The 19,407-nt window shown below is 65.0% G+C and carries 22 protein-coding genes; 15 read left to right on the top strand and 7 right to left on the bottom strand.

What is annotated here, in order from left to right; translation table 11 throughout:
• The first annotated feature begins 50 nt into the window (after positions 1-50).
• Positions 51-1,106: a lytic murein transglycosylase B gene (gene mltB, locus B4N44_RS09825; protein WP_296700066.1), complete on the top strand. Its 1,056-nt coding sequence runs from the start codon at positions 51-53 to the stop codon at positions 1,104-1,106.
• 78 nt (positions 1,107-1,184) lie between these two features.
• Here the strand turns inward: mltB and B4N44_RS09820 are convergent, their stop codons facing one another.
• The 3 genes from B4N44_RS09820 to B4N44_RS09810 all read right to left on the bottom strand — a co-directional run bounded on the left by B4N44_RS09820 (position 1,185) and on the right by B4N44_RS09810 (position 3,773).
• On the bottom strand, positions 1,185-2,558 hold the full coding sequence (locus B4N44_RS09820; RefSeq protein ID WP_296700063.1) for a sensor histidine kinase: 1,374 nt from the start codon (positions 2,556-2,558) through the stop codon (positions 1,185-1,187).
• A gap of 190 nt (positions 2,559-2,748) precedes the next feature.
• The gene (locus tag B4N44_RS09815; RefSeq protein WP_296700060.1) at positions 2,749-3,414 is read right to left on the bottom strand and encodes a response regulator; all 666 of its coding nucleotides are present in this window, start codon (positions 3,412-3,414) and stop codon (positions 2,749-2,751) included.
• Complete coding sequence (locus tag B4N44_RS09810) at positions 3,414-3,773, bottom strand: PepSY domain-containing protein (protein ID WP_296700057.1); 360 nt, start codon at positions 3,771-3,773, stop codon at positions 3,414-3,416. The genes B4N44_RS09815 and B4N44_RS09810 overlap by 1 nt, the downstream gene beginning before the upstream one ends.
• A 145-nt stretch (positions 3,774-3,918) precedes the next feature.
• On the opposite strand from B4N44_RS09810, the gene B4N44_RS09805 reads away from it, so the two are divergent.
• The 14 genes from B4N44_RS09805 (at position 3,919) to B4N44_RS09740 (ending at position 16,416) form a co-directional block, all read left to right on the top strand.
• Entirely contained in the window at positions 3,919-4,533 is a 615-nt protein-coding gene (locus B4N44_RS09805; RefSeq protein ID WP_296700054.1) for a cytochrome b/b6 domain-containing protein, read from the top strand.
• Positions 4,534-4,571: 38 nt separating this feature from the next.
• The gene (locus B4N44_RS09800) at positions 4,572-4,898 is read left to right on the top strand and encodes a DUF1924 domain-containing protein (RefSeq protein WP_414718137.1); all 327 of its coding nucleotides are present in this window, start codon (positions 4,572-4,574) and stop codon (positions 4,896-4,898) included.
• Positions 4,899-4,914: 16 nt separating this feature from the next.
• Positions 4,915-5,508, top strand: a complete 594-nt coding sequence (locus B4N44_RS09795) for a cytochrome C (RefSeq protein ID WP_296700047.1) — start codon at positions 4,915-4,917, stop codon at positions 5,506-5,508.
• A 106-nt stretch (positions 5,509-5,614) separates the two neighbouring features.
• Positions 5,615-6,931 carry a 2Fe-2S iron-sulfur cluster-binding protein gene (locus tag B4N44_RS09790; RefSeq protein WP_296700044.1) on the top strand — a complete coding sequence of 439 codons (1,317 nt, stop codon included), beginning with the start codon at positions 5,615-5,617 and terminating at the stop codon, positions 6,929-6,931.
• Positions 6,932-6,933: 2 nt separating this feature from the next.
• Positions 6,934-7,239: a hypothetical protein gene (locus B4N44_RS09785; protein ID WP_296700038.1), complete on the top strand. Its 306-nt coding sequence runs from the start codon at positions 6,934-6,936 to the stop codon at positions 7,237-7,239.
• Between the two features lie 39 nt (positions 7,240-7,278).
• Positions 7,279-7,512: a hypothetical protein gene (locus B4N44_RS09780; RefSeq protein ID WP_296700034.1), complete on the top strand. Its 234-nt coding sequence runs from the start codon at positions 7,279-7,281 to the stop codon at positions 7,510-7,512.
• Positions 7,509-8,222: a cytochrome c3 family protein gene (locus tag B4N44_RS09775; RefSeq protein WP_296700032.1), complete on the top strand. Its 714-nt coding sequence runs from the start codon at positions 7,509-7,511 to the stop codon at positions 8,220-8,222. The genes B4N44_RS09780 and B4N44_RS09775 overlap by 4 nt, the downstream gene beginning before the upstream one ends.
• A gap of 323 nt (positions 8,223-8,545) precedes the next feature.
• Entirely contained in the window at positions 8,546-9,601 is a 1,056-nt protein-coding gene (locus B4N44_RS09770; protein WP_296700029.1) for an ethylbenzene dehydrogenase-related protein, read from the top strand.
• 228 nt (positions 9,602-9,829) lie between these two features.
• Complete coding sequence (locus tag B4N44_RS09765) at positions 9,830-10,759, top strand: cation diffusion facilitator family transporter (RefSeq protein WP_296700026.1); 930 nt, start codon at positions 9,830-9,832, stop codon at positions 10,757-10,759.
• Positions 10,760-10,998: 239 nt separating this feature from the next.
• A complete protein-coding gene (locus tag B4N44_RS09760) occupies positions 10,999-13,245 on the top strand; it encodes a TonB-dependent copper receptor (RefSeq protein WP_296700023.1) in 2,247 nt (748 codons plus the stop codon).
• 417 nt (positions 13,246-13,662) lie between these two features.
• Complete coding sequence (locus tag B4N44_RS09755; protein ID WP_296700021.1) at positions 13,663-13,974, top strand: PepSY domain-containing protein; 312 nt, start codon at positions 13,663-13,665, stop codon at positions 13,972-13,974.
• A 198-nt stretch (positions 13,975-14,172) separates the two neighbouring features.
• Positions 14,173-14,835 (top strand): response regulator transcription factor, encoded by a 663-nt coding sequence (locus B4N44_RS09750; RefSeq protein ID WP_296700019.1) that lies wholly within the window; start codon positions 14,173-14,175, stop codon positions 14,833-14,835.
• Entirely contained in the window at positions 14,832-16,193 is a 1,362-nt protein-coding gene (locus B4N44_RS09745; RefSeq protein WP_296700016.1) for a sensor histidine kinase, read from the top strand. The genes B4N44_RS09750 and B4N44_RS09745 overlap by 4 nt, the downstream gene beginning before the upstream one ends.
• A gap of 31 nt (positions 16,194-16,224) precedes the next feature.
• Positions 16,225-16,416, top strand: coding sequence for a hypothetical protein (locus tag B4N44_RS09740; protein ID WP_296700012.1), 192 nt, complete (start codon positions 16,225-16,227; stop codon positions 16,414-16,416).
• Between the two features lie 11 nt (positions 16,417-16,427).
• Here B4N44_RS09740 and B4N44_RS09735 read toward each other — a convergent pair whose 3' ends face one another.
• The 4 genes from B4N44_RS09735 to B4N44_RS09720 are packed head-to-tail and all read right to left on the bottom strand — an operon-like array spanning position 16,428 to position 19,172.
• Positions 16,428-17,153, bottom strand: coding sequence for a phosphoribosylanthranilate isomerase (locus B4N44_RS09735; protein ID WP_296700010.1), 726 nt, complete (start codon positions 17,151-17,153; stop codon positions 16,428-16,430).
• A 3-nt stretch (positions 17,154-17,156) separates the two neighbouring features.
• Positions 17,157-17,867 carry an indole-3-glycerol-phosphate synthase gene (locus B4N44_RS09730; protein WP_296700008.1) on the bottom strand — a complete coding sequence of 237 codons (711 nt, stop codon included), beginning with the start codon at positions 17,865-17,867 and terminating at the stop codon, positions 17,157-17,159.
• Positions 17,867-18,904: an anthranilate phosphoribosyltransferase gene (trpD, locus tag B4N44_RS09725; protein WP_296700005.1), complete on the bottom strand. Its 1,038-nt coding sequence runs from the start codon at positions 18,902-18,904 to the stop codon at positions 17,867-17,869. Before trpD ends, B4N44_RS09730 begins: the two co-directional genes overlap by 1 nt.
• 19 nt (positions 18,905-18,923) lie before the next feature.
• Positions 18,924-19,172, bottom strand: coding sequence for an Lrp/AsnC family transcriptional regulator (locus tag B4N44_RS09720; protein ID WP_296700003.1), 249 nt, complete (start codon positions 19,170-19,172; stop codon positions 18,924-18,926).
• Between the last annotated feature and the right edge of the window lie 235 nt (positions 19,173-19,407).

Raw genomic sequence — 19,407 nt, 5'->3', positions numbered from 1 at the left:
CATGCGACGCATCCGGATCAACGCCATCACCAGTCAACGAGGTGTCTTCCATGCCCATCGCTCGTGAATTTTTCTTCGCAGGGTGTGTGGCGCTCGCCGTGTCGCAGCTGCACGCCGAGCCGGCCAGCTATGCGGCCGAGGCCGAGGTGTTCGCACGCGAGATGGTCGAGCGGCATGGGTTCGATTTGGCGAAGCTGCAGGGCGTGCTGGCGGATGCCCGTTTCAGTCAGACCATCGTCGATGCCATGGATCGGCCCTACGAGGCCAAGCCCTGGCGCGACTATCGGGCGCTGTTCGTCACGCCCGAGCGGATCGCCGGCGGCGTGACCTTTTGGCGCGACAACGCCGAACTGCTCGCGCGTGCCGAGGCCGACTACGGCGTCGCCCCGCAGATCATCGTCGCCATCATCGGGGTCGAGACAAGCTACGGGGCCAATGTGGGTAAGCATCGGGTCATCGATGCGCTGACCACGCTCGGGTTCGCCTATCCCAGACGCGCCGACTTCTTCCGTCGCGAGCTCGAGTCGTTTCTCTTGCTCAGCCGCGAGGAGCGGCTGAATCCGCTCGGGGCCGTCGGCTCCTACGCCGGGGCCATGGGCAAGCCGCAGTTCATCTCCTCGAGCTATCGCAACTATGCGATCGACCTCGACGGGGATGGTCGGCGCGATCTGTGGGGCAGCAACGCCGATGTCATCGGGAGCGTCGCCAACTATTTCAAACAGCACGGTTGGCGCCCCGGCGAGCCCGTCGCCTTTGCGGCGAAGCTGCGCTCCGGCGTCCCGACCGGAATCGCCTTGGTCGAGAAGACCCCCGCCCCGCCCGACACGACCGCGGGCGACCTACGCGCAGCAGGGGTCGCGTGGGACGAGCCCCTGCCGACCGAAGTCCCCGCGAGCCTGATCCGACTCGACGGGGTCGACGACGAATACTGGGTCGGGTTGGACAACTTCTACGCCATCACCCGGTACAACCACAGCAACCTCTACGCGATGGCCGTCCATCAGCTCAGCGAAGAGGTTCGCACGCACCACGCAATCGCAGCATCCCGCGAGACAACCGGTGACTCAAGCGCGGCGGGCGCTCGCGAGTCAGCCGGGAATCATTGAACGATAACGGTCTCATCCGAGTTTCTGTCCGAGGTCGGATGACCTGACCGTGCGAATCAATTTGCACCCATGGGTGTTTCAGCGCCCGGATCCGACCTGATCCCTCGGCAGCCGAACCCGCACAGAGAGTCCTCCTTTGCTTGCGCGTGCGAAGTCGAGGACCCCGCCGTAGGCATCGACGACATCCCGGGCGATCGCAAGTCCGAGGCCGTTGCCTTCTCGGCGCTCGTCGAGACGCAAGCCCCGCTCGCCCAACCGCGGCGTCTGCTCTGCCGGGACGCCGGGACCATCGTCCTCGATCGAGATCTCGATTCGATCGCCGGCGGTCACTCGGATGTCCACCTCGGTCCGGGCCCATTTGGCCGCGTTCTCAAGCAGGTTTCCCAGCAGCTCCAGCAAATCGTCTTGGATGACCGCGGCGCGGGCCTGCGCGGGCGCGACCAGTTGCCAGTCGAGCCGCGCGCCCTCCGGAGTGCGTTGCAGCGTGCGCAGCAGTCGGTGAATGGTCTCCACCACGTCGGCATGGGACGGCTGGACACCCGCACCGGAGCGCAGCCGGGCGCGCACCAGCTCGCGCTCGACTCGGCGCCGCATCGCCATCGCCAAGTGCTCCAGATCGTCGGCTAGGGACGCGTTGCCCTGCTCGCGCAGGCGCTGCGCGTCGGCCACCAGCGCACCCAGCGGGGTTTTGAGTCCGTGGGCGAGGTCCGCGGTCCAGGCCCGCGCGCGCTCGATCGCCTGCTCGCGGGCCTTGAGCAGTGCGTTGACCTCGCCGACCAGCGGCATGACCTCGTCCGGGTAGGCCCGCGCGAGCCGCCGCGTCCGGCCGGTGCGAATCTCGCCGAGACCGCGTCGCACCGTATCCAGCGGTGCAAGACCGGTCTGGATCTGCACGAAGGCCGCCAGCGCCAGGACCAGCGCAATGAGTGCAAGATAGGGCAGCATGTCGGCCGCGAAGGCATCCCGCGCCACGATCAGCTCTGCTCGCTCGACCCCGACCATGAGACGCAAGGGCGTCAGCCCGCCGACCGCCTGCAGGCGAATTCGACGCTCGCGCACCAGCAAGGGTCGTGCGTCTGGACCCATGACCTCATGGGCGTGAACGGCTCCCGGATCCAGATCGTCGTCGCTCAGCTCCACGAGATGATCCCAGAGCGAGCGCGAGCGCATCAGCCCGGGCCGAGTCGGGCCGTCGATCTGCCAATAGAGCCCGCTCAGCGGCTGATCGAACCGCGGGTCGACCGGCTCGCGCGTCAGTGCGACCTCACCCTCCGGCGTGATGGTCACCGCTGCGACGAGTTGGTTGAGCTGTGCCCGCAGCTCCTCGCCGATGCGCCGCTCGACATGGCGCTCGAAAAGGGTCAGGAGACCGAGCCCGGCGAACGCCAGAGCCATCGTGATGGAGAATGCAGCCCCGATCCAGAGACGGGCGCGCAGCGAGTGGCGGGTCATGTTGGGAGGGCCACCAGCCACCAGCCTCCTGCCTCCTGCCTGCTGCCTCCAGCTGCAGACGCATTGCGGCCGAGTCGGAATCCTCTGGACCGCGAGTGAAGTGGTGTGACTCCGCAACGCCGAAGGGCAGAAGCCCTCGACCGGCGGCTTGAAGCAGGAGGCCGGCGACTGGAAGCCTGCTGCCGGCGGTTCAACGCGCCGCCTCCTCGACCAGATATCCGAACCCCCGCCGCGTCTGAATCAGATCCACCCCGAGCTTGCGGCGCACCCGCCCGACCAGGACCTCGACGGCGTTGGACTCGCGCTCGAAGTCCTGCGCATAAAGCTGCTCGGTGAGCTCGAGCTGGGAGACGACCCGTCCGGCGTGCTGCATCAGATAACTGACGAGACGGTATTCCTGCGGGGAGAGATGGATCGGGACACCATCGACCGCCACGGCCATCCGCCGGGTATCCAAGACGACCGGGCCGTTGACGAGCACCGCGCTGGCCTGTCCCGCGGACCGTCGCACCAGCGCACGCAGACGCGCCAGCAGTTCCTCCATTCGGAACGGCTTGGGCAGATAGTCGTCGGCCCCGGCGTCGATGCCCTCGACCCGCTCCTTCCAATCACCTCGCGCGGTCAGGATGAGCACCGGAAAGCGCTGCCCGTTCGCTCGCCATTTGCGCAGGATCGAGAGCCCGTCCATGCTCGGCAGACCGAGATCCAGGATTGCCGCAGCATAGCTCTCGGTGTCGCCCTTGAACCAGGCCATTTCGCCGTCGGTCTCGTGATCGACCACGAAGCCCGCACCCGCCAGCGCGGCGACCAAGCCCTCCGCGAGTCGCACGTCGTCCTCGACCAAAAGCAGGCGCATCAGTCCTCCTCGACCGCGAGAATCTCGGCCGTCGCGGCGTCGACCAGCACCTCCACCAGCCGCCCGTCCTGCGCGATCAGCTTGATCTCGTAGACCCAGAGTCGCTTGCCGAGCCACTTCTCGCGCTCGAGCTCCACCTCGATGACCTCACCCGGAACCTCGTCCGCGACCCGTCGCAGGATCTCGGCGATCGGTCGGACCTCGCCCTGCTGCAGGGCATATCGAGCTCGGTCGTGATCATGGCGCGCCGCGCCATTGGCTTCATGCACCGGGGAGTCCGCGAGTGACATGGCCGGGGCCAGAGCGAACGCTACAAGGGCGGCCAAGAGTCGACGACGGAAGAACGGCTGAGTATGCATGGAACGCATTATGAACCGAACCAAGCTGACCGTTCGCTGACAAGGGCGCACAGGGTTTCGTCAGGCTCGCCCCCGTATTCTGCACCCAGGCCACGATCGATCGAGGCCAAACCATCCTCAACGCAGAGATCAGGAGAGCGAGCAGATGACCACCGAGACCATGGTCGCACCGGCGATCACCCAAGCGGATAGCCCGGAACGCATCCGCGTCTGGGATCCTCTCGTCCGAATCTTCCACTGGGCACTGGTCGGCGGTTTCGCCACCGCCTTCATCGTCGAGGACGGCCTCCTCGGCGTGCATGTCTGGGCCGGCTACCTGGTGCTGAGCCTGATTGCCGTGCGTCTGATCTGGGGCCTGATCGGCACCCGACACGCCCGTTTCAGCGATTTCGTGCGCAAGCCGAGCGACGTCCTGGCCTATGTCCGGGATGCTCTGCGGCTGCGCGCCCCTCGCTATCTCGGCCACAACCCGGCCGGCGGCGCCATGGTGATCGCCCTGATGATCACGGTCGTGCTGACCGGATTGAGCGGTCTGGCCATCTACGGCGCGGAAGAGCTCTCGGGTCCGCTGGCACCGATGATGAGCGCGCTGCCGGGGTCCTGGGGCCACTTCTTCGAGGCGGTCCACGAGGTCATGGCCAATCTCACGCTTGCACTGATCGTCGCCCACGTGGCCGGCGTCATCTTCTCCAGCCTGTCCCATCGGGAAAACCTGATCGGCGGCATGATCACCGGATTGAAGCGGAGGGACATCCAATGAAACCCGACCTGAAAGCGACTCTGGCCATTCTGATCGGCATGTCTGGCGCCATAGCCATCCCGACCGCGTCCTTCGCCGCCGATGCTGCCGCGGGCGCTGCAGCCTGGACCAAGGAATACCCGCAGAGCGACGGCTCGCCGGCGCGCAGTTGCGTGACCTGCCACGGCCGTGACCTGACCAAGCCTGGCCGACACGCAGTCACCAACAAGGCCATCGAGCCGTTGGCACCATCGGTCGATCCGCAACGCCTGACGGATCAGGCCAAGGTCGAGAAATGGCTGCTGCGCAATTGTCGTTGGACCCTCGGGCGCGAATGCACAAGCGATGAGAAGGCCGATTTCATCAGTTATATCGAAACCCAGTAATCAGGAGCCGACTCCAATGCCTCTATCGACCCGAACCATCGCCATCATCGCAGCCGGACTCCTCTCGCTGGGCGCCGTCGGCCTGGCCATCGGCGATTCCGACGACGACGATCACGAGAAACACGAAAAAGGCGGCGGTTGGCTCAAATCCCGCCCCGATGTCGACCCGGTCATGAATGCGGCCTACGGCGAAGAATGCGGCTCCTGCCATCTGGCCTATCAACCCGGTCTGCTGCCGGCCCTGGACTGGGCACGGATCATGGGCCCCGATGCCTTGGCGGACCATTACGGCGACGACGCCTCTCTATCCGACGCGCTGCGTGGCGAGATCGCGAGCTACCTGGTCGCCAATTCGGCGGACCAAGGTACCAGTTCGCGCTCGCGCGCCTTTTCCTTTGTGGGCGACGCCACTGCGGACGCCGCCCTCCCGCGTATCACCCGGACCCGATACTTCGTGAACAAACACGACGAGGTTCCGACCCGTCTGGTGACCGGAAACCCGGAGGTCGGCAGCTTCAGCCAATGCAACAGCTGTCACCGCGGCGCGGACAAGGGTATCTACAACGAAGATCAGGTCTCCATCCCGGGTCACGGACGCTGGGACGACTAAAAGCCTGTTTGGGCTGCTTCGAGGCTTGACCTCGACCTGCCCCGGTGGCCGAGCGCAGCAGGTACGGCGGCCGGCCGCCGGGGACCACTTTGCTGGGACCGACATCATGAGTACCGCAACCCTTTCAAGCCTGATCGGCGTTTTGATTCTGGGGCAGGTGGCCGGTTTCGCGCTGGCCGCCCGTCATCGCTACCGTGGCAAGTTCCGCGCGCTGCAAACCCAAGCGTTCGGCGACGGACCGGGCGCGCCGCAGTATCGGACGCCATCGGATGCGGAAGGGAACCAGGACAACGTCGATCCTGACGAGTTCGACGCCTTCCCGTCGGCCTGGGCCGGGTACAAGGAGTTCGTCGTTCAACGGCGAACCCCGGAAGACCGCAACGGCGACGTCTGCTCGTTCCATCTGGCTCCCGCCGACGGCGCACGACTCCCGGCCTTCCGCCCCGGCCAATATCTCACCTTCAAGCTGGAGATCCCGAACGGCGATGCCGGATCGACCAAGAGCGTCGTGCGGTGTTATTCGCTCTCGGATCGCCCGCGCTCCGATCTCTACCGGGTCTCCATCAAACGCGTGCCTGCTCCGCCCGGACGGGCCGAACTTCCCGGCGGCGTGGCATCGAGCCATTTCCACGACTTGGTCCGTGAAGGCACGCGCCTCGCCGTCAGGGCAACGTCGGGGCACTTTCACCTGATCGAGGACGGGGATCTGCCGATCGTGCTGATCGCCGGCGGCATCGGCATCACCCCGATGCTGAGTATCCTCAACGCCCTGGCCCATTGGGCCGATCCACGCGAGGTCTGGCTGTTCTACGGCGTGCGCAACCGCACCGAGCACATCATGAAGGAGCACCTGGCAGTGCTGCGCGACACCCATCCGGGCTTTCATCTGCGTGTCGTCTATGCCAATCCATCCGACGAGGATATCCCCGGGATCGACTATCACCACCGGGGGTACATCGACATCCGACTTCTCCAAGAGGTACTGAATCTCGGTCGTTATGAATACTACGTCTGCGGCCCGCCCCCGATGATGGAGGCATTGGTTCCCGCGCTGGAAGCCGCCGGCGTGCCGGCCTGGAATATCCACTACGAATCCTTCGGGCCCGCGTCGCTGAATCGGGGCCAAACCTCGCCCCAAGCACAGGCCCAAGCGCTGGCCGAAAACCCGATCACCGTGCGCTTCGGCAAGTCGGGCACCTCCGTGCCGTGGGATCCTTCCGCGAGCGAGTCGCTTTTGGAACTCATCGAAGATCAAGGGATTCGTGTCGATTCCGGCTGCCGCGCCGGCAGTTGCGGCTGTTGCGAGACCCGCATCGCGGCGGGCGAGGTGCTGTATCGACAGCAGCCCGACGCGGATGTGAAACCCGGCCACTGTCTGCTGTGTATCGCGACGCCGTCGACCGACATCACCCTGGATATCTAATCATGAACCGTTCGATCGTTCGTCGAGAGGTGCTGCCTTTCCTGGTGATGTTCGGCTCTCTGATCGTTGCCACCGCCATGACGGATGCCCTGCTCCACGCACTCGATCTCTACTGGATCGGGCGTTATCTCGGCATCCCGGGGACCTTCCTGATCCTGCTGTCGTTTGGATACTCGATGCGCAAGCGCAAGCTGATTCGGTTCAGTCAGCCCAAGCGGCTGTTGCAGCTACACGAGATTCTGGCGTGGCTCGGGGTTCTGATGATCCTGGTCCACGCCGGTGTCCACGTCTACGCCATCCTGCCCTGACTTGCCCTCATCGCGATGCTGATCAATGCGGCAAGCGGGATGACCGGTCAATACCTGCTGGACCGCTCCCGACGACGTCTGGGCACGAAGCGCGAGACCTATTCGCAGCGCGGTGTCGCAGCAGGAGAGATCGAAAAAGAGGTCTTCTGGGACGCCGTCACCGTCGATGTCATGAAGCAATGGCGGACGATCCATATCCCGATCACGATGGCGTTCGGCGTCCTCGGGCTCGCCCATATCCTCAGCATTCTCTTCTTCTGGCAGTGGCAATGAACGGAAAAACGATCGCCTATCTCGTCGCTGCGAACCTGGCTGTCTTACTGGTGCTTGCGTTTGTCTATCCGCACCTGATGATTGCCCCAGGCAACCTGATCGAAGCTCATCGCGCGTTGGAGACCGACTGTTTCGCCTGTCACCAGCCGTTTATCGGCAGTACGCCGGGCAAATGCACCCAATGCCACAAGCCGGCGGACATCGGTCTGATCACCACCAAAGGCGTGCCGATCGCCGGCGAACAGAAGCTTGTCGCCTTTCATCAGGATCTGATCGAGCAGGACTGCGTCGCCTGCCATAGCGACCATCGAGGCGTGCAGGCCTTTCGGCCGATCGGGCAGTTCTCCCACGAACTGTTGCGGGTGGGTCTGCGGGACCAGTGCACCGGGTGTCACCTGCGCCCCGGGGACGGTCTTCATCGAGACATCCTCGGCGAGTGCGGCCAGTGTCACTCCCAAGATCGCTGGACACCGGCGACGCTCGACCACGATCGGTTCTTCCGATTCGACCAAGACCACAGCACCGCCTGCGCAACCTGCCACATAAGCGAGGACTACAGTCGTTACACCTGTTACGGATGCCATGAGCACTCACGTTCCGGTATCCGCGAGGAGCACCTGGAAGAAGGCATCCGCGACTTCGAGAACTGCGTGGAATGTCATCGCAGCGGCGATGCCGAGGATGGCGAGCACCGTCGCGACGACGACTGAACGGGATGCTTAGGGACCCGCCGGCCCGCGAGATTGTGTTGCGACGCGGTCGGCGGTACAAGGAGCGAAGCGGCAGCCGACTCGACGGGTCGCCCGTCGCTCGATTGCCGGGGACGAAAGGCTCTCGCAGAAGCGCCGGCTGCTGTGGAGCTCAAACGGACATGTGCGCTGATGTCCGATCGACCGCAAGCGGTCGCCGGGATCAGGGGACGACGGCATCGCGGCAGAGCAGCCCGAAAGCCGGATCGGCGAGCGCTCTTCACCGGCGCAGCCCCGATCCGAGCCACAACAAGAACGACGACCACCACCAGAGGAACCCGAAGATGATTGCGAACCCGAAAAGACAGACCACGGCCTTGTCGGCCATGCTCGTCGCCACCTGCGCGTTTTCCGCTCCCGTGCTCGCTGCCCGAGCACTCGAGACGGTGACGGCGATCGCCTTCGACACGGCGCCGACCCTGGACGGCGCCGACGACGATGCGGTTTGGGACGCAGCCGCGCCGGCGAAGCTCCATTTCAAGAAGGGCGCGAACTTCGACGAAAAGGGCAGCACCGACGGTACCATTCGCGCAGCACGCGTCGGCGACGCGCTCTTTCTGCTGCTGCAGTACGAGGACTCGACCCATTCCGAGCAGCGCTCCCCCTACGTCAAACAGACCGACGGCTCCTGGAAGAAGCTCAAGGATCCCAATGACGTCGGCGGCGACAATAACAGCTTCTACGAGGACAAGGCGGCCCTGATCTGGCCGATCGACAACTCTATTCCTGATTTCGAGGCCGATGGCTGCTTCGCGGCCTGTCACGACGACGAGCCGCCCAAGCCATACGGCAACAAGTACACCGAGAACGAAGGCGAGCGCGGTGATATGTGGCACATCAAGACCGTGCGCACCGGCCCGGTCGGACAGGTCGACGACCAGTGGCTGGACCACACCCGCTTCGATCCGGAGACCGCGAAGAACGCCGGGCGAAAATCCGATGCCAAGACGGGCGGTGGCTATGCCGACATCGCGTTGGTCGAGGGAGTACCCGAGTTCATGTCCGGCGACGGCAAAGCGGCCAACAAGGGCGGAGCCTATTGGGTCATGGCTGACGAGAAGGTCCCCTTCGACGATAGTCGATTCGAGCCCGGCGACGAGGTCGCCTCCATCATGATCGCGCCCTTCGAGGGCGACCGCGGCGATATCGCACTCGGTTTGTCCTGGAACGACGGTGTCTGGTCCATGGAGATGCGTCGGAAACTGGTCACGGGCAGCGAGACCGACGTGCAGTTCGAGGATCTGACGGCGGCCTACCCCTTCGCCGTCTCGGTGTTCGACAATGCCCAGGTCAGGCATGCCTTTATGCAGAAGCCGATCGCGCTGGTGTTCGAGGAATAGCGCGCGGGGCATCGGCTTTCTCGAGGGAGCCTCCTGCTTCCAGCCGCCAGCCGCCAGCCGCCAGCCGCCAGCCTAGAGTTGCAGTTGACCCGCCTGGATGCCAGACCCGGACAGGGGCAATCACCCCAAACCGACCTGACCCCCGACATCGGAACGCCGAAAGCTGATCGCTGATGGCTGATAAGCGGAGGCTGGAGGCTTTAGGTCACGCCAACAAGGAGCACCGCAGTGAGTCCGAGCACACCCGCGTCCGCCACATCAGCCAGATCCGGCGCCTCGAACGACCGACTGCTGCGTCTGGCCACCTACGCCTCGGTCGCCACGGCTTGTCTGTTGATCTTGGCCAAGCTTGGGGCCTGGTTGGTCACAGGATCGGTCAGCGTTCTGGCCTCGTTGGTGGATTCCGCGATGGACGCGGGCGCCTCGCTGGTGAATCTGCTGGCGGTGCATTGGTCGCTGATGCCGCCGGACGCCGAGCACCGTTTCGGACACGGGAAGGCCGAAGCACTGGCCGCGCTCGGACAGGCGACCTTGATTGCCGTCTCGGCCGTGTTTCTCGGCCTGCAGGCGGTCGACCGTCTACTGCATCCGCAACCCGTCGCGGAAGCCGAAGTCGGCCTGCTCGTGATCGGTTTCGCCATCCTGGTCACCTTGGCGTTGCTGGCGTTCCAACGGTACGTTATCCGCCGTACCGGGTCGGCGGCGATCCGGGCGGACGCCCTGCACTACGCGACGGACCTGGCCACCAATGCCGCGACCGTCGTGGCCTTGCTGCTTACCTCGGCCGGTTGGTCCGGATTCGATCCGCTGTTCGGCCTGGCCATCGGGGCCTATATCCTGTACAGCGCCCTGCGGATCGGCTTCGATGCGGTCCAGCTTCTGATGGACCGCGAGCTTCCCGAAGAGGCGCGCCGACAGATCCTTGACCTTGCGGCTTCGGTTCCCGGCGTGCTGGGGGTGCATGGATTGCGGACACGTCGGTCAGGACAATCCCTGATCATCCAACTGCACCTTGCGCTCGACGACACCATGCCGCTGCTCGCCGCCCATCAGGTCGCCCTCGATGTCGATGCGCGCATTCGCGACATGCATCCGGACTCGGACATCACCATCCATCAGGATCCGGCCAGCCTCGGCGAAGAGAGCGTGCCCGGTTAAACCGCGCGCTGAGCGAAATGCGATGTGTGTGGATGGGATCGACCCCGGCAGACTTGACGAGCGTTGGAAGCGGATGGCCGAGCAAGACTTTGCGCGATATCGAGTAGACACTCGGTGATATCACAGACTCTTCTCTGTCTCCGATCAGTAAAACCTCAAATCTCGGCAAAGCGGGAGCGAACTTGGCTAGGCTCATCCGCAACTCGATCACGCAGACGAGAGGCGCGGAGGCACATCAAATGAGCACAATAAAATTAAGGTCTTGCAGTCGTCGGCTCGCAAACCTAGCGACGAGTCCTGCGACGCTTCATGTCGCGGACGAGACAGCGGCCCGGACGCCGAGCGGTGTTCCGCTCGGCGCCGGGATCGGCTTACTCATCGTGATGCTGGCGGGACTCTCGGTCGCGCCCCGGGCCGACACGGCGTCCGCGCAAACCGCCGAAGACGGCGGCGTGGTCCTACCCGAGCTGGAGGTGACCGCGGATCGCCCGGACGAGCTCCCGCCCGCGACCTTCGTCGCACCCATCGTCGAGGTCACACCCGGCCTTCCGGCGGACGGCGGCGACCTCCTGCGCTCCGTCCCGGGCGTGAGCGGCGCCCGGATGGGCGGCCTCGGCATCGACCCCATCATCCGCGGCCAGACCGCCGGGCAGCTCAATATCCTGATCGACGGCGCCTATGCCTTCGGTGGCTGCCCCAACCGGATGGACCCACCGACAGTCTATGTGGATCTGGACAACTACGACTCAGTCACCGTCATCAAGGGCTCGCAGACGGTCCGCTACGGCGGCGGCGGAACCGGCGGCACCGTCCTGTTCGAGCGCGACACACCCCGATTGGATCCCGGCGAGGTCTTCCGCGCACGCTTCACCGGCGGCATCACCGACAATTCGCACACCGGCAACCTAGGCGCCGACGTGACGGTCGGCACCCCGGAGGGCTTTGCCCGCGCCACCGGCCAGTATCAGACCGCGGACAATTACGACGACGGCAATGGCGATCCGGTGCGTAGCGCCTTCAACACCGAAGGCGCCGGCCTGTCGCTCGGTCTCACCCCGAACGACGACACCCGTGCCGTGCTGAGCTACGACCATACCCACGACTGGGACGTCCTCTACGCCGGAGCCGGCATGGACGGCATCTACAGCGACAGCGACCAGTGGCGTCTGCGCCTAGGCCAGGACACCCCGATCGGTCCCTTCGCCGCGGTGAAGGCGGAGTTCTACAGCGTCGCGGTCGATCATCTGATGGACAATTACAGCCTCCGGCCACTGACCGGCATGTTCAAGATGCGCGCCCCCAGCACAGCCGATACAGCAGGCGGGCGTCTGATGGCCGATCTGGAAGCGATGGGCATGAATTGGACACTCGGGACCGATTATCTCCAGGTCGATCGCGACGCCACGCGCTTTTGGAACTACCGCTCCGCCGCGGTCGATGTCCCCAACTCGTATCTCTGGCCGGACGTGGTGAATTCAGACCTCGGCCTTTTCGTCGAGATCGAGCGCCCCTTGACCGAGCAATCCCGACTCACCGGCGGGCTGCGCTACGACCGCACCGAAGCCAGCGTCTCGCAGTCGCGTGCGGCGCTTGTTCCCATCGGACCGGCCTGGGTGCGTTCAGCCGAGCAACTGTATCGGGCCTACTATGGTGTCGGCGCCGAAGACACGGACGAAGACAATCTGGGCGGATTCCTGACCTATGCGCACAACCTGAACGACGGCCTCTCTTTCTCGGTCGGGGTCAGCCGCACCCTACGCTCCGCCGACGCCACCGAACGCTACATCGCATCCAACGCCGCGCCCTCGACGGTCGAGAGCAATCAACGCTGGGTCGGCAACCCTGGCCTGGATCCCGAAGCGCATCATCAGATCGGAGTGACACTGGCCAAGGTCGCCGAGCATTGGAACACCCAGCTGGATCTCTTTTACGACCGTGTCGACGATTTCATCTTGCGGGATCGCGCCCATGGCCAACCTGGTATCTTGCTGGCCGACGGGACATTCATCTATCGGAATATCGATGCCGAGCTCACCGGCGGAGAATGGACCGGCTCGATCGAGTTTGCCCGGCACTGGCGAGCCGGCGCCTCGCTGGCCTATGTCTACGCACAGAATCGCACCGATTCCACACCCATCGCCCAAACCCCGCCGCTCGGCGGCACCGTCAGCCTCGACTACCTCGCCGAACGCTGGTCCGTCGGCACCCGGTTGAACTGGAACGACACCCAAGACCGCGTGGACGACAACCCGCTTACCGGGAGCGGTCTGGACGTCGGTCCGACACCCGGCTGGTGGATCCTCGACCTCTATGGTCAGGCACAGATCTCAAAGGCCGCGACGCTCAGCCTCGGTGTGGACAACCTCTTCGATCGCGCCTACGCCTATGCCGTGAACCGCGCGAACGTCGATCCGTTCAACCCGGGTCCGGTGCAGGTCAACGAACCTGGACGGCAGCTGTGGGCGCGGGCGTCGCTCGAATTTTGACGGGCGGAGCCATTCTGTCCGGGTCGTCGGTAGCTCCGGGTAGTGGCTCACCGCATCGGCACTCACAAGGAATGCAATGCCGTGGACACTCCCCATGATTCGCAGGTTGCACCGGCACCTCGGCATTCACGCCGAGGTGCTGATCGCGGAGACGGGTACCCGGTGATCATGAACGCAGCGGCAAGACGGATGATCGAAGGTTAACCTTGGAACACCGAGGCTCGCGGCATACAACCCGCCCGCGCTTACCTCCTCGCTCGATTTGAACTCCAGTTCAGCGCCAATTCAGTTTCGTGAACGAGACTACATCCGGGTCGAAGGCGACACACGGATCGCCCTCGACCGATCCGGCTCGCTCCGCCTCAAAGAGACGACGAACCACGAGACCACTTACCGCGACCGAAGGGGAGCAAACGTATGCATAACCCACGACTGACGGCAATCACCGTCGCGGCTGGACTCCTTTTGGTCACGGGCGGTGCCTTCGCCGGCGATCGGCTCGACCACGACGAGATCAAGCAACTGCGCGAGACCGGGCAGATCCTGCCGATGGGCGAGGTGATGGCCAGCGCCCAGACCGTGCAACCCGGTCAGCTCGTCGAGGCCGAGCTCGAGCGCGAGGACGGCGTCTATCTTTACGAGATCAAGATCCTGGCCGCCGACGGGACGGTCCACAAGCTCTATCTGGACGCCGCGACCGGCGAGGTCATTAAGCGGAAAGAAAAGTAAGCCTTGCTGAACCGCGTCCAGCACGACATGCGCTCCTGTATCCTTAGGCGACAGTTCGATCATCAACGAACACCGCAGCAGACGCTATTCAGGTGATTGAATTTTTACATCTTAAATCGCGTCGACTCCAATGTTCTTCATGAGCCTTCGGCGTCGTAGAATCAGGCCGATGTCGTTTGTCGCCCAGGACGCGATTTAATGCGCCTGCTGCTGATCGAGGATGACATGGCGCTCGCCGCCGAGCTGCAAAAGGCACTCAAATCCTCAGGCTTTGTCCTCGATCATGCCGCCGACGGGATCACGGGCGAGGCGCTCGGCGCAGGCGAACCCTACGACGCCATCGTTCTCGATCTCGGACTCCCCGGGCGGCCCGGATTGACGGTGCTGCGCAATTGGCGCGTGCGCGGTGTGACGACACCTGTGCTGGTGCTCACCGCGCGCGATGCCTGGCATGAGCGCGTCGACGGACTCAAGGCCGGGGCCGACGACTATCTCGGCAAGCCTTTCCATATGGAAGAGCTGATCGCGCGGCTCAATGCACTGACACGACGCGCGGCCGGCAATCTGCGCAGCGGGCTGGAAGTCGGCGGGCTGTGTTTGGATGAGGATCGGCAGCGGGTTGTCCTTACCGACGGCAACCCCATTGAGCTGACCGGCACCGAGTTTCGACTGCTCCGCTATCTGATGCTCAATCCCGACCGGATCCTCTCCAAGCCCCAGATCATGGATCATGTGTATGAGCTCGAGGCCCACCGGGGCAGTAATCTGATCGAGGTCTATGTGCGGCGTCTGCGCGAGAAGATCGGCAAGGACCGAATCCAGACCCTGCGCGGTCAAGGCTATCTGTTCCCCCGCCAATGAAATCGCTGGAGGGCCGTCTTCAGCTCGGCTTGGCCACCAGCCTGGTGGTCCTGATCGGGGCGGTCTGGTGGATCGGCCACGCGGCCCTGCACCGCACCGCCGACGCCTTCGTGCTCTCGCGACTGGCGCACGATGCCGAGGCCCTGGTCGGCGCTTTGTCCCGAAACCCGGACGGAGGACTCGAGTTCGGCCAGCAACGGCTCACACCGGTCTACCACCAGCCCTATTCCGGGCACTATTTCGTGATCGAGACCCACGACGGGCAACGCATACGATCGCGATCACTCTGGGATCAGGATCTCGCCGGTCGGCCGCTCGGACCGGGCGTGTCGGAATATTGGCGCGCCGTTGGCCCGGAGCGGCAGCAACTACTGGTGCTGGGAGGCGGCTACCGGCTGGAGGGCGGCGACTTCTCCCTTGCGGTCGCCGAGGATGTCACACCGCTCGATCATGCCCTGGTTCACTACGAGCGGCTGTTCGCCGCGATGGCGCTCGGCGGGCTGCTCCTGATGTTGCTGGTGCAGCGCTTCGTCGTCCGGAGGGCCTTCGCGACCCTGATCCCCCTCTACCGCGACATCGGACGCCTTGAGTCCGGTCAGACCGTCGCCCTGACCGAGCAAGTGCCGAGCGAGATCCTCCCTCTGGTGCGCAAGCTCAACCGGCTGCTGCTGCTGTTCACGCAGCGCCTGGAACGCTCGCGCACAGCGGCAGGCAACCTGTCGCACGCAATCAAGGGTCCGCTCGGTCTCTTGCGACAACAGCTTCTCGACCCGGCACTGTCGATCGATCCGCAAATGCGTGAAGCACTGATCGAGCAGGTCGAGCGCTTGCACCGTCTCGCCGAGCGCCAGCTCAAACGCGCGCGCCTCGCCGGTGCCGGCGGGGCGGGACTGCGCTTCGACCCCGACGAGGAGCTGCCGACCCTCATCCGGCTACTCGGCCGCATCCATGCCCCTAAGGTTCTGGACCTCCAGCTCGACATCCGCACCTCCGGCCCGCTCGACGTGGACCGCGAGGACATGCTGGAGCTGCTCGGGAACCTGCTCGACAATGCCTGCAAGTGGGCCGACAGGCGGGTACGGTGCAGCCTGTCGCAGGACGCGCAAGAACTGGTCTTCAGGGTCGAGGACGACGGACCCGGCTGCTCGGATGCCGAGATCGCCGACATTACCGGTCGAGGGGTCCGACTCGACGAGGAGGTCACCGGCCACGGACTCGGCCTGGCGATCGCCAAGGAGATCGTCGAGAGCTACCGGGGGCGCATCGTCTTTGGTCGCTCGTGCGCGCTCGGCGGCTTGTGCGCGGAGGTCAGGTTGCCATTTGGTGTGAACAAGATGCCCACTCGCCACCTGCCGTGACCTCGGCCGGGAGGTCATCGCGCACCACGCATTGCCCCATTCCGCCTGGATGCGGGACGACTACAGTCCGCTGCGAACGCGCCGACCCGCGTGCCGCGCCGCCCATGCCGACGACCCCGAGGCGCAAGCCGTCGCCGACATGACCGAGGCGGAGATGGAGCTGATGGCCAACGCGGACGGGGTCTGTGGCGATGTCGTCCATGTGCTGAGGCGTGTCGACTGAATGCGGCGGCGTCAGCTTGATTCGCCGTGGCTGTGCGCGGATGCCACCGATCCGCGATCCGGCAGTCCCTTCGCCTGCTGGACGAAGCGGCGGATCAGCTCGGGCGATTTCACCCCGCGGCTCGCCTCCACGCCGCTGATGACATCCACGCCATAGGGGCCGATGTGCTCCACGGCCTCGCCGACGTTCTCCGGCGTGAGCCCTCCGGCGAGGATGAGCGGCAAGGTGAGCGCTCGGCGCAGTCGCAAGGCGATCTCCCGATCGACGCGCGCGCCGGTCCCCGCCGGCAGCTGTTGGGTGCGCGCATCCACCAGCAGCGCGGCGATGCCGGTCTCTTGCAGGGCGAGCACGGCATGCAGCGGGTCCGCGATCGTGCCGCAGGCCTGCCCAGTCGCCACGTCGATACGCAGGGCACGGATCAGCGCGATGCCGAGCGGGGCGAGCGCACGCGCGATCCTGGCCGTGTCCTCGAGGTCATTGTCGGTGTGGAGCTGGATGACATCGGGCATGAGCTCGCGGGCCAACGCGATGACATGATCGGCCTCGCCCCCCGTCACGACGACCTGGGTGGTCAGCGGCGGGACCAGTGAGAGGAGCGGGCGCGCCTGCGCGCGCGTCAACCCCCAAGGCACGGCCACCGGGTACTCGACGACGAAGCCCAGGCTGTCCGCCCCGGCCTCCAAGCACCAGGCGACCTGCTGCGCATCCGTGTTGCCGCAAATCTTGACCCGGACCACGACTCAGACGACCTCGCCCATCGCAAAGCGGCTGACCGCCTCACCCACATCGCTCGCCCGCAGGATGGCGGTGCCGACCAGCAGACCGGCCGCGCCGGCCGCCACGAGCGCCTGCGCCTGCGCGGGTGAGCCGATCGCGCTCTCGCTGACGACCCGCACGCCAGCAGGAACCCGTCGCAGCAGCTCGAGTGTCTTGCTCGGCCCACCCTCGTCCATCTCCAGCTGGCGAATATCGCGATTGTTGATCCCGAGTAGATCCAGGTCCAGGGTCAGGGCCTGCTCCAACTCCTGCTCGTCGTGGACCTCGACAAGCGTCTCGATGCCACAACGCCGGGCCTCCTCATGCAGCTCCAACAGTCGCGGCCACTCCAGCATGGCGACCATCAACAGCAGACAGGAGGCGCCGAGCGCGCGCGTCTCCCGCACCTGTGCCGGCTCGGTCACGAAGTCCTTGCGCAGGATCGGCACCGGGACGGCGGCGGCGACCGCGCGCAGCAGCTCGGGACTCCCGCCGAAGTGCGGCCCCTCGGTCACCACCGACACGCATGCCGCTCCGGCGTCGACCATGTGCCGTGCCACGATCACCGGATCACGACCTGCGAGGAGGTCACCCTCCTTCGGGCTCTTGACCTTGATCTCGGTGATCAAGGGGCGTCGCCCGGCAGCACGCGCGGCGTCCAACGCGGCCGAAAAACGGCATGGGCGCGGGTCCATCACCGGGACTCCGCTTCCGCGATGCGGTTGGATGCGGCCACGAGCTGGTCGAGCTTGCGCAGGGCCGCGCCACTGTCGATCAGCTCAGCCGCGAGTGCGGCGCCCTCGCGCAGCGACCCGGCCTTGCCGCCGACCAGCAAGGCGCCGGCTGCATTGGCGATGACCATATCGCGGCGCGCGCCCCCCTCGGTGCCGGCGAGGATAGCCCGCAACAGATCAGCGTTTTGCTGGGGGTCACCGCCCACCAGCTCATCGTAACTGTACGTGCGTAGCCCAAAGTCGGCAGGGGTCAGCTCATATTTCTTGGCCCAGCCGTCCTTGACCTCGGCCACCGAGGTCTTGCCGATCACCGAAATCTCATCGAGACCGTCCAGCCCATGCACGACCAAGGCGTGCTGGAACCCGAGCTCAACCAGGATATCCGCAACCATCGTGACCAGCTCGGGCTTGTAGACACCCAGCAGGTGGCGTCTGGCGTTCGCCGGATTCACCAGCGGACCGATGATGGTGTAGAAGATGGTCTTGATGCCGAGCGACAGCTCGGGCGGCAGCACCCGGTGCATGACGGGGTGGAAATTGGGCGCATGCAGGAAACAAATCCCCGTTTGCTCGATCAGCGTCTCGGCCTGGCGCGGCGCGAGGTCGATGGCCACGCCCAGCCGCTCCAGCACGTCGGCGCTCCCCGAGGAGGAGGCGAGCGAGCGGCTGCCATGTTTGGCCACGGGGATTCCAGCCGCCGCCGCCACCAGCGCGACCGTCGTCGAGCAATTGAAGGTCGTCTGTCCGCCGCCGGTCCCACAGGTATCCATGAGGTCACCCTCGACAGCGGGTGTGATCTGCTCGCAGTTCGCCCGCATCGCCCGGGCGATCGAGGCCACCTCCTTGATCGTCGGTCCCTTCATCAGCAGGGCGACCAGGAAACCGGCGATCTGCACGTCCGTGATCTCACCCTCGCGAATCCCGCGAATGACCCCGAAGATGTCTTCCTCCTGCAGGTGTTCGCCGATCGTGAGCTTGCGCAATGCCACACGGATCATCGTTTCGACCTCGGTCTCGTCAGAGTGTGAATTTGTAGTTGCGGAACGCCATCAGCGTCGTGGTCTGCTCGATCTCCTCCAGACCTTGCAGCTTCTCGGTCACGATCTCGGCGAGCCGCTCGTATTCCGCGCTCTGGATGATGGCGACCAGGTCATATGGTCCGGTCACCGAGTAGACATCGACGACCTCGTCCATCTCGGCCAACTGCTTGGCCATGGCGGGGACCAGACCCCGCTTGATATTCATCAGCACTAACGCACGAATCATGGTGGGTCCTCGGCCGACCCCAGGGTCGACCCGTCGATACGCCAGAATTGGCAGGCTGAAACCGCGTGGCCCGGTGCATCCGCGCGGCTCAGGAACGAGCGAACGCTATGCTAAACCGCGCCGAGCGCGGTATGCGATGTTTTTGGATGGGATCGACCCCGGCAGATTTGACGAGCGCTGGAGCAAGCGCGATTTAAGTCATTAAAAAATAAGGTGATTAGCGTCGTGCCTCAGC

Origin of the sequence: Thiocapsa sp. UBA6158 (genome assembly GCF_002423035.1) — a bacterium.
GTDB lineage: Bacteria > Pseudomonadota > Gammaproteobacteria > Chromatiales > Chromatiaceae > Thiocapsa.
The sequence above is the reverse complement of the archived record's forward strand: the minus strand, read 5'-3'. Positions and strand labels throughout refer to the sequence as shown.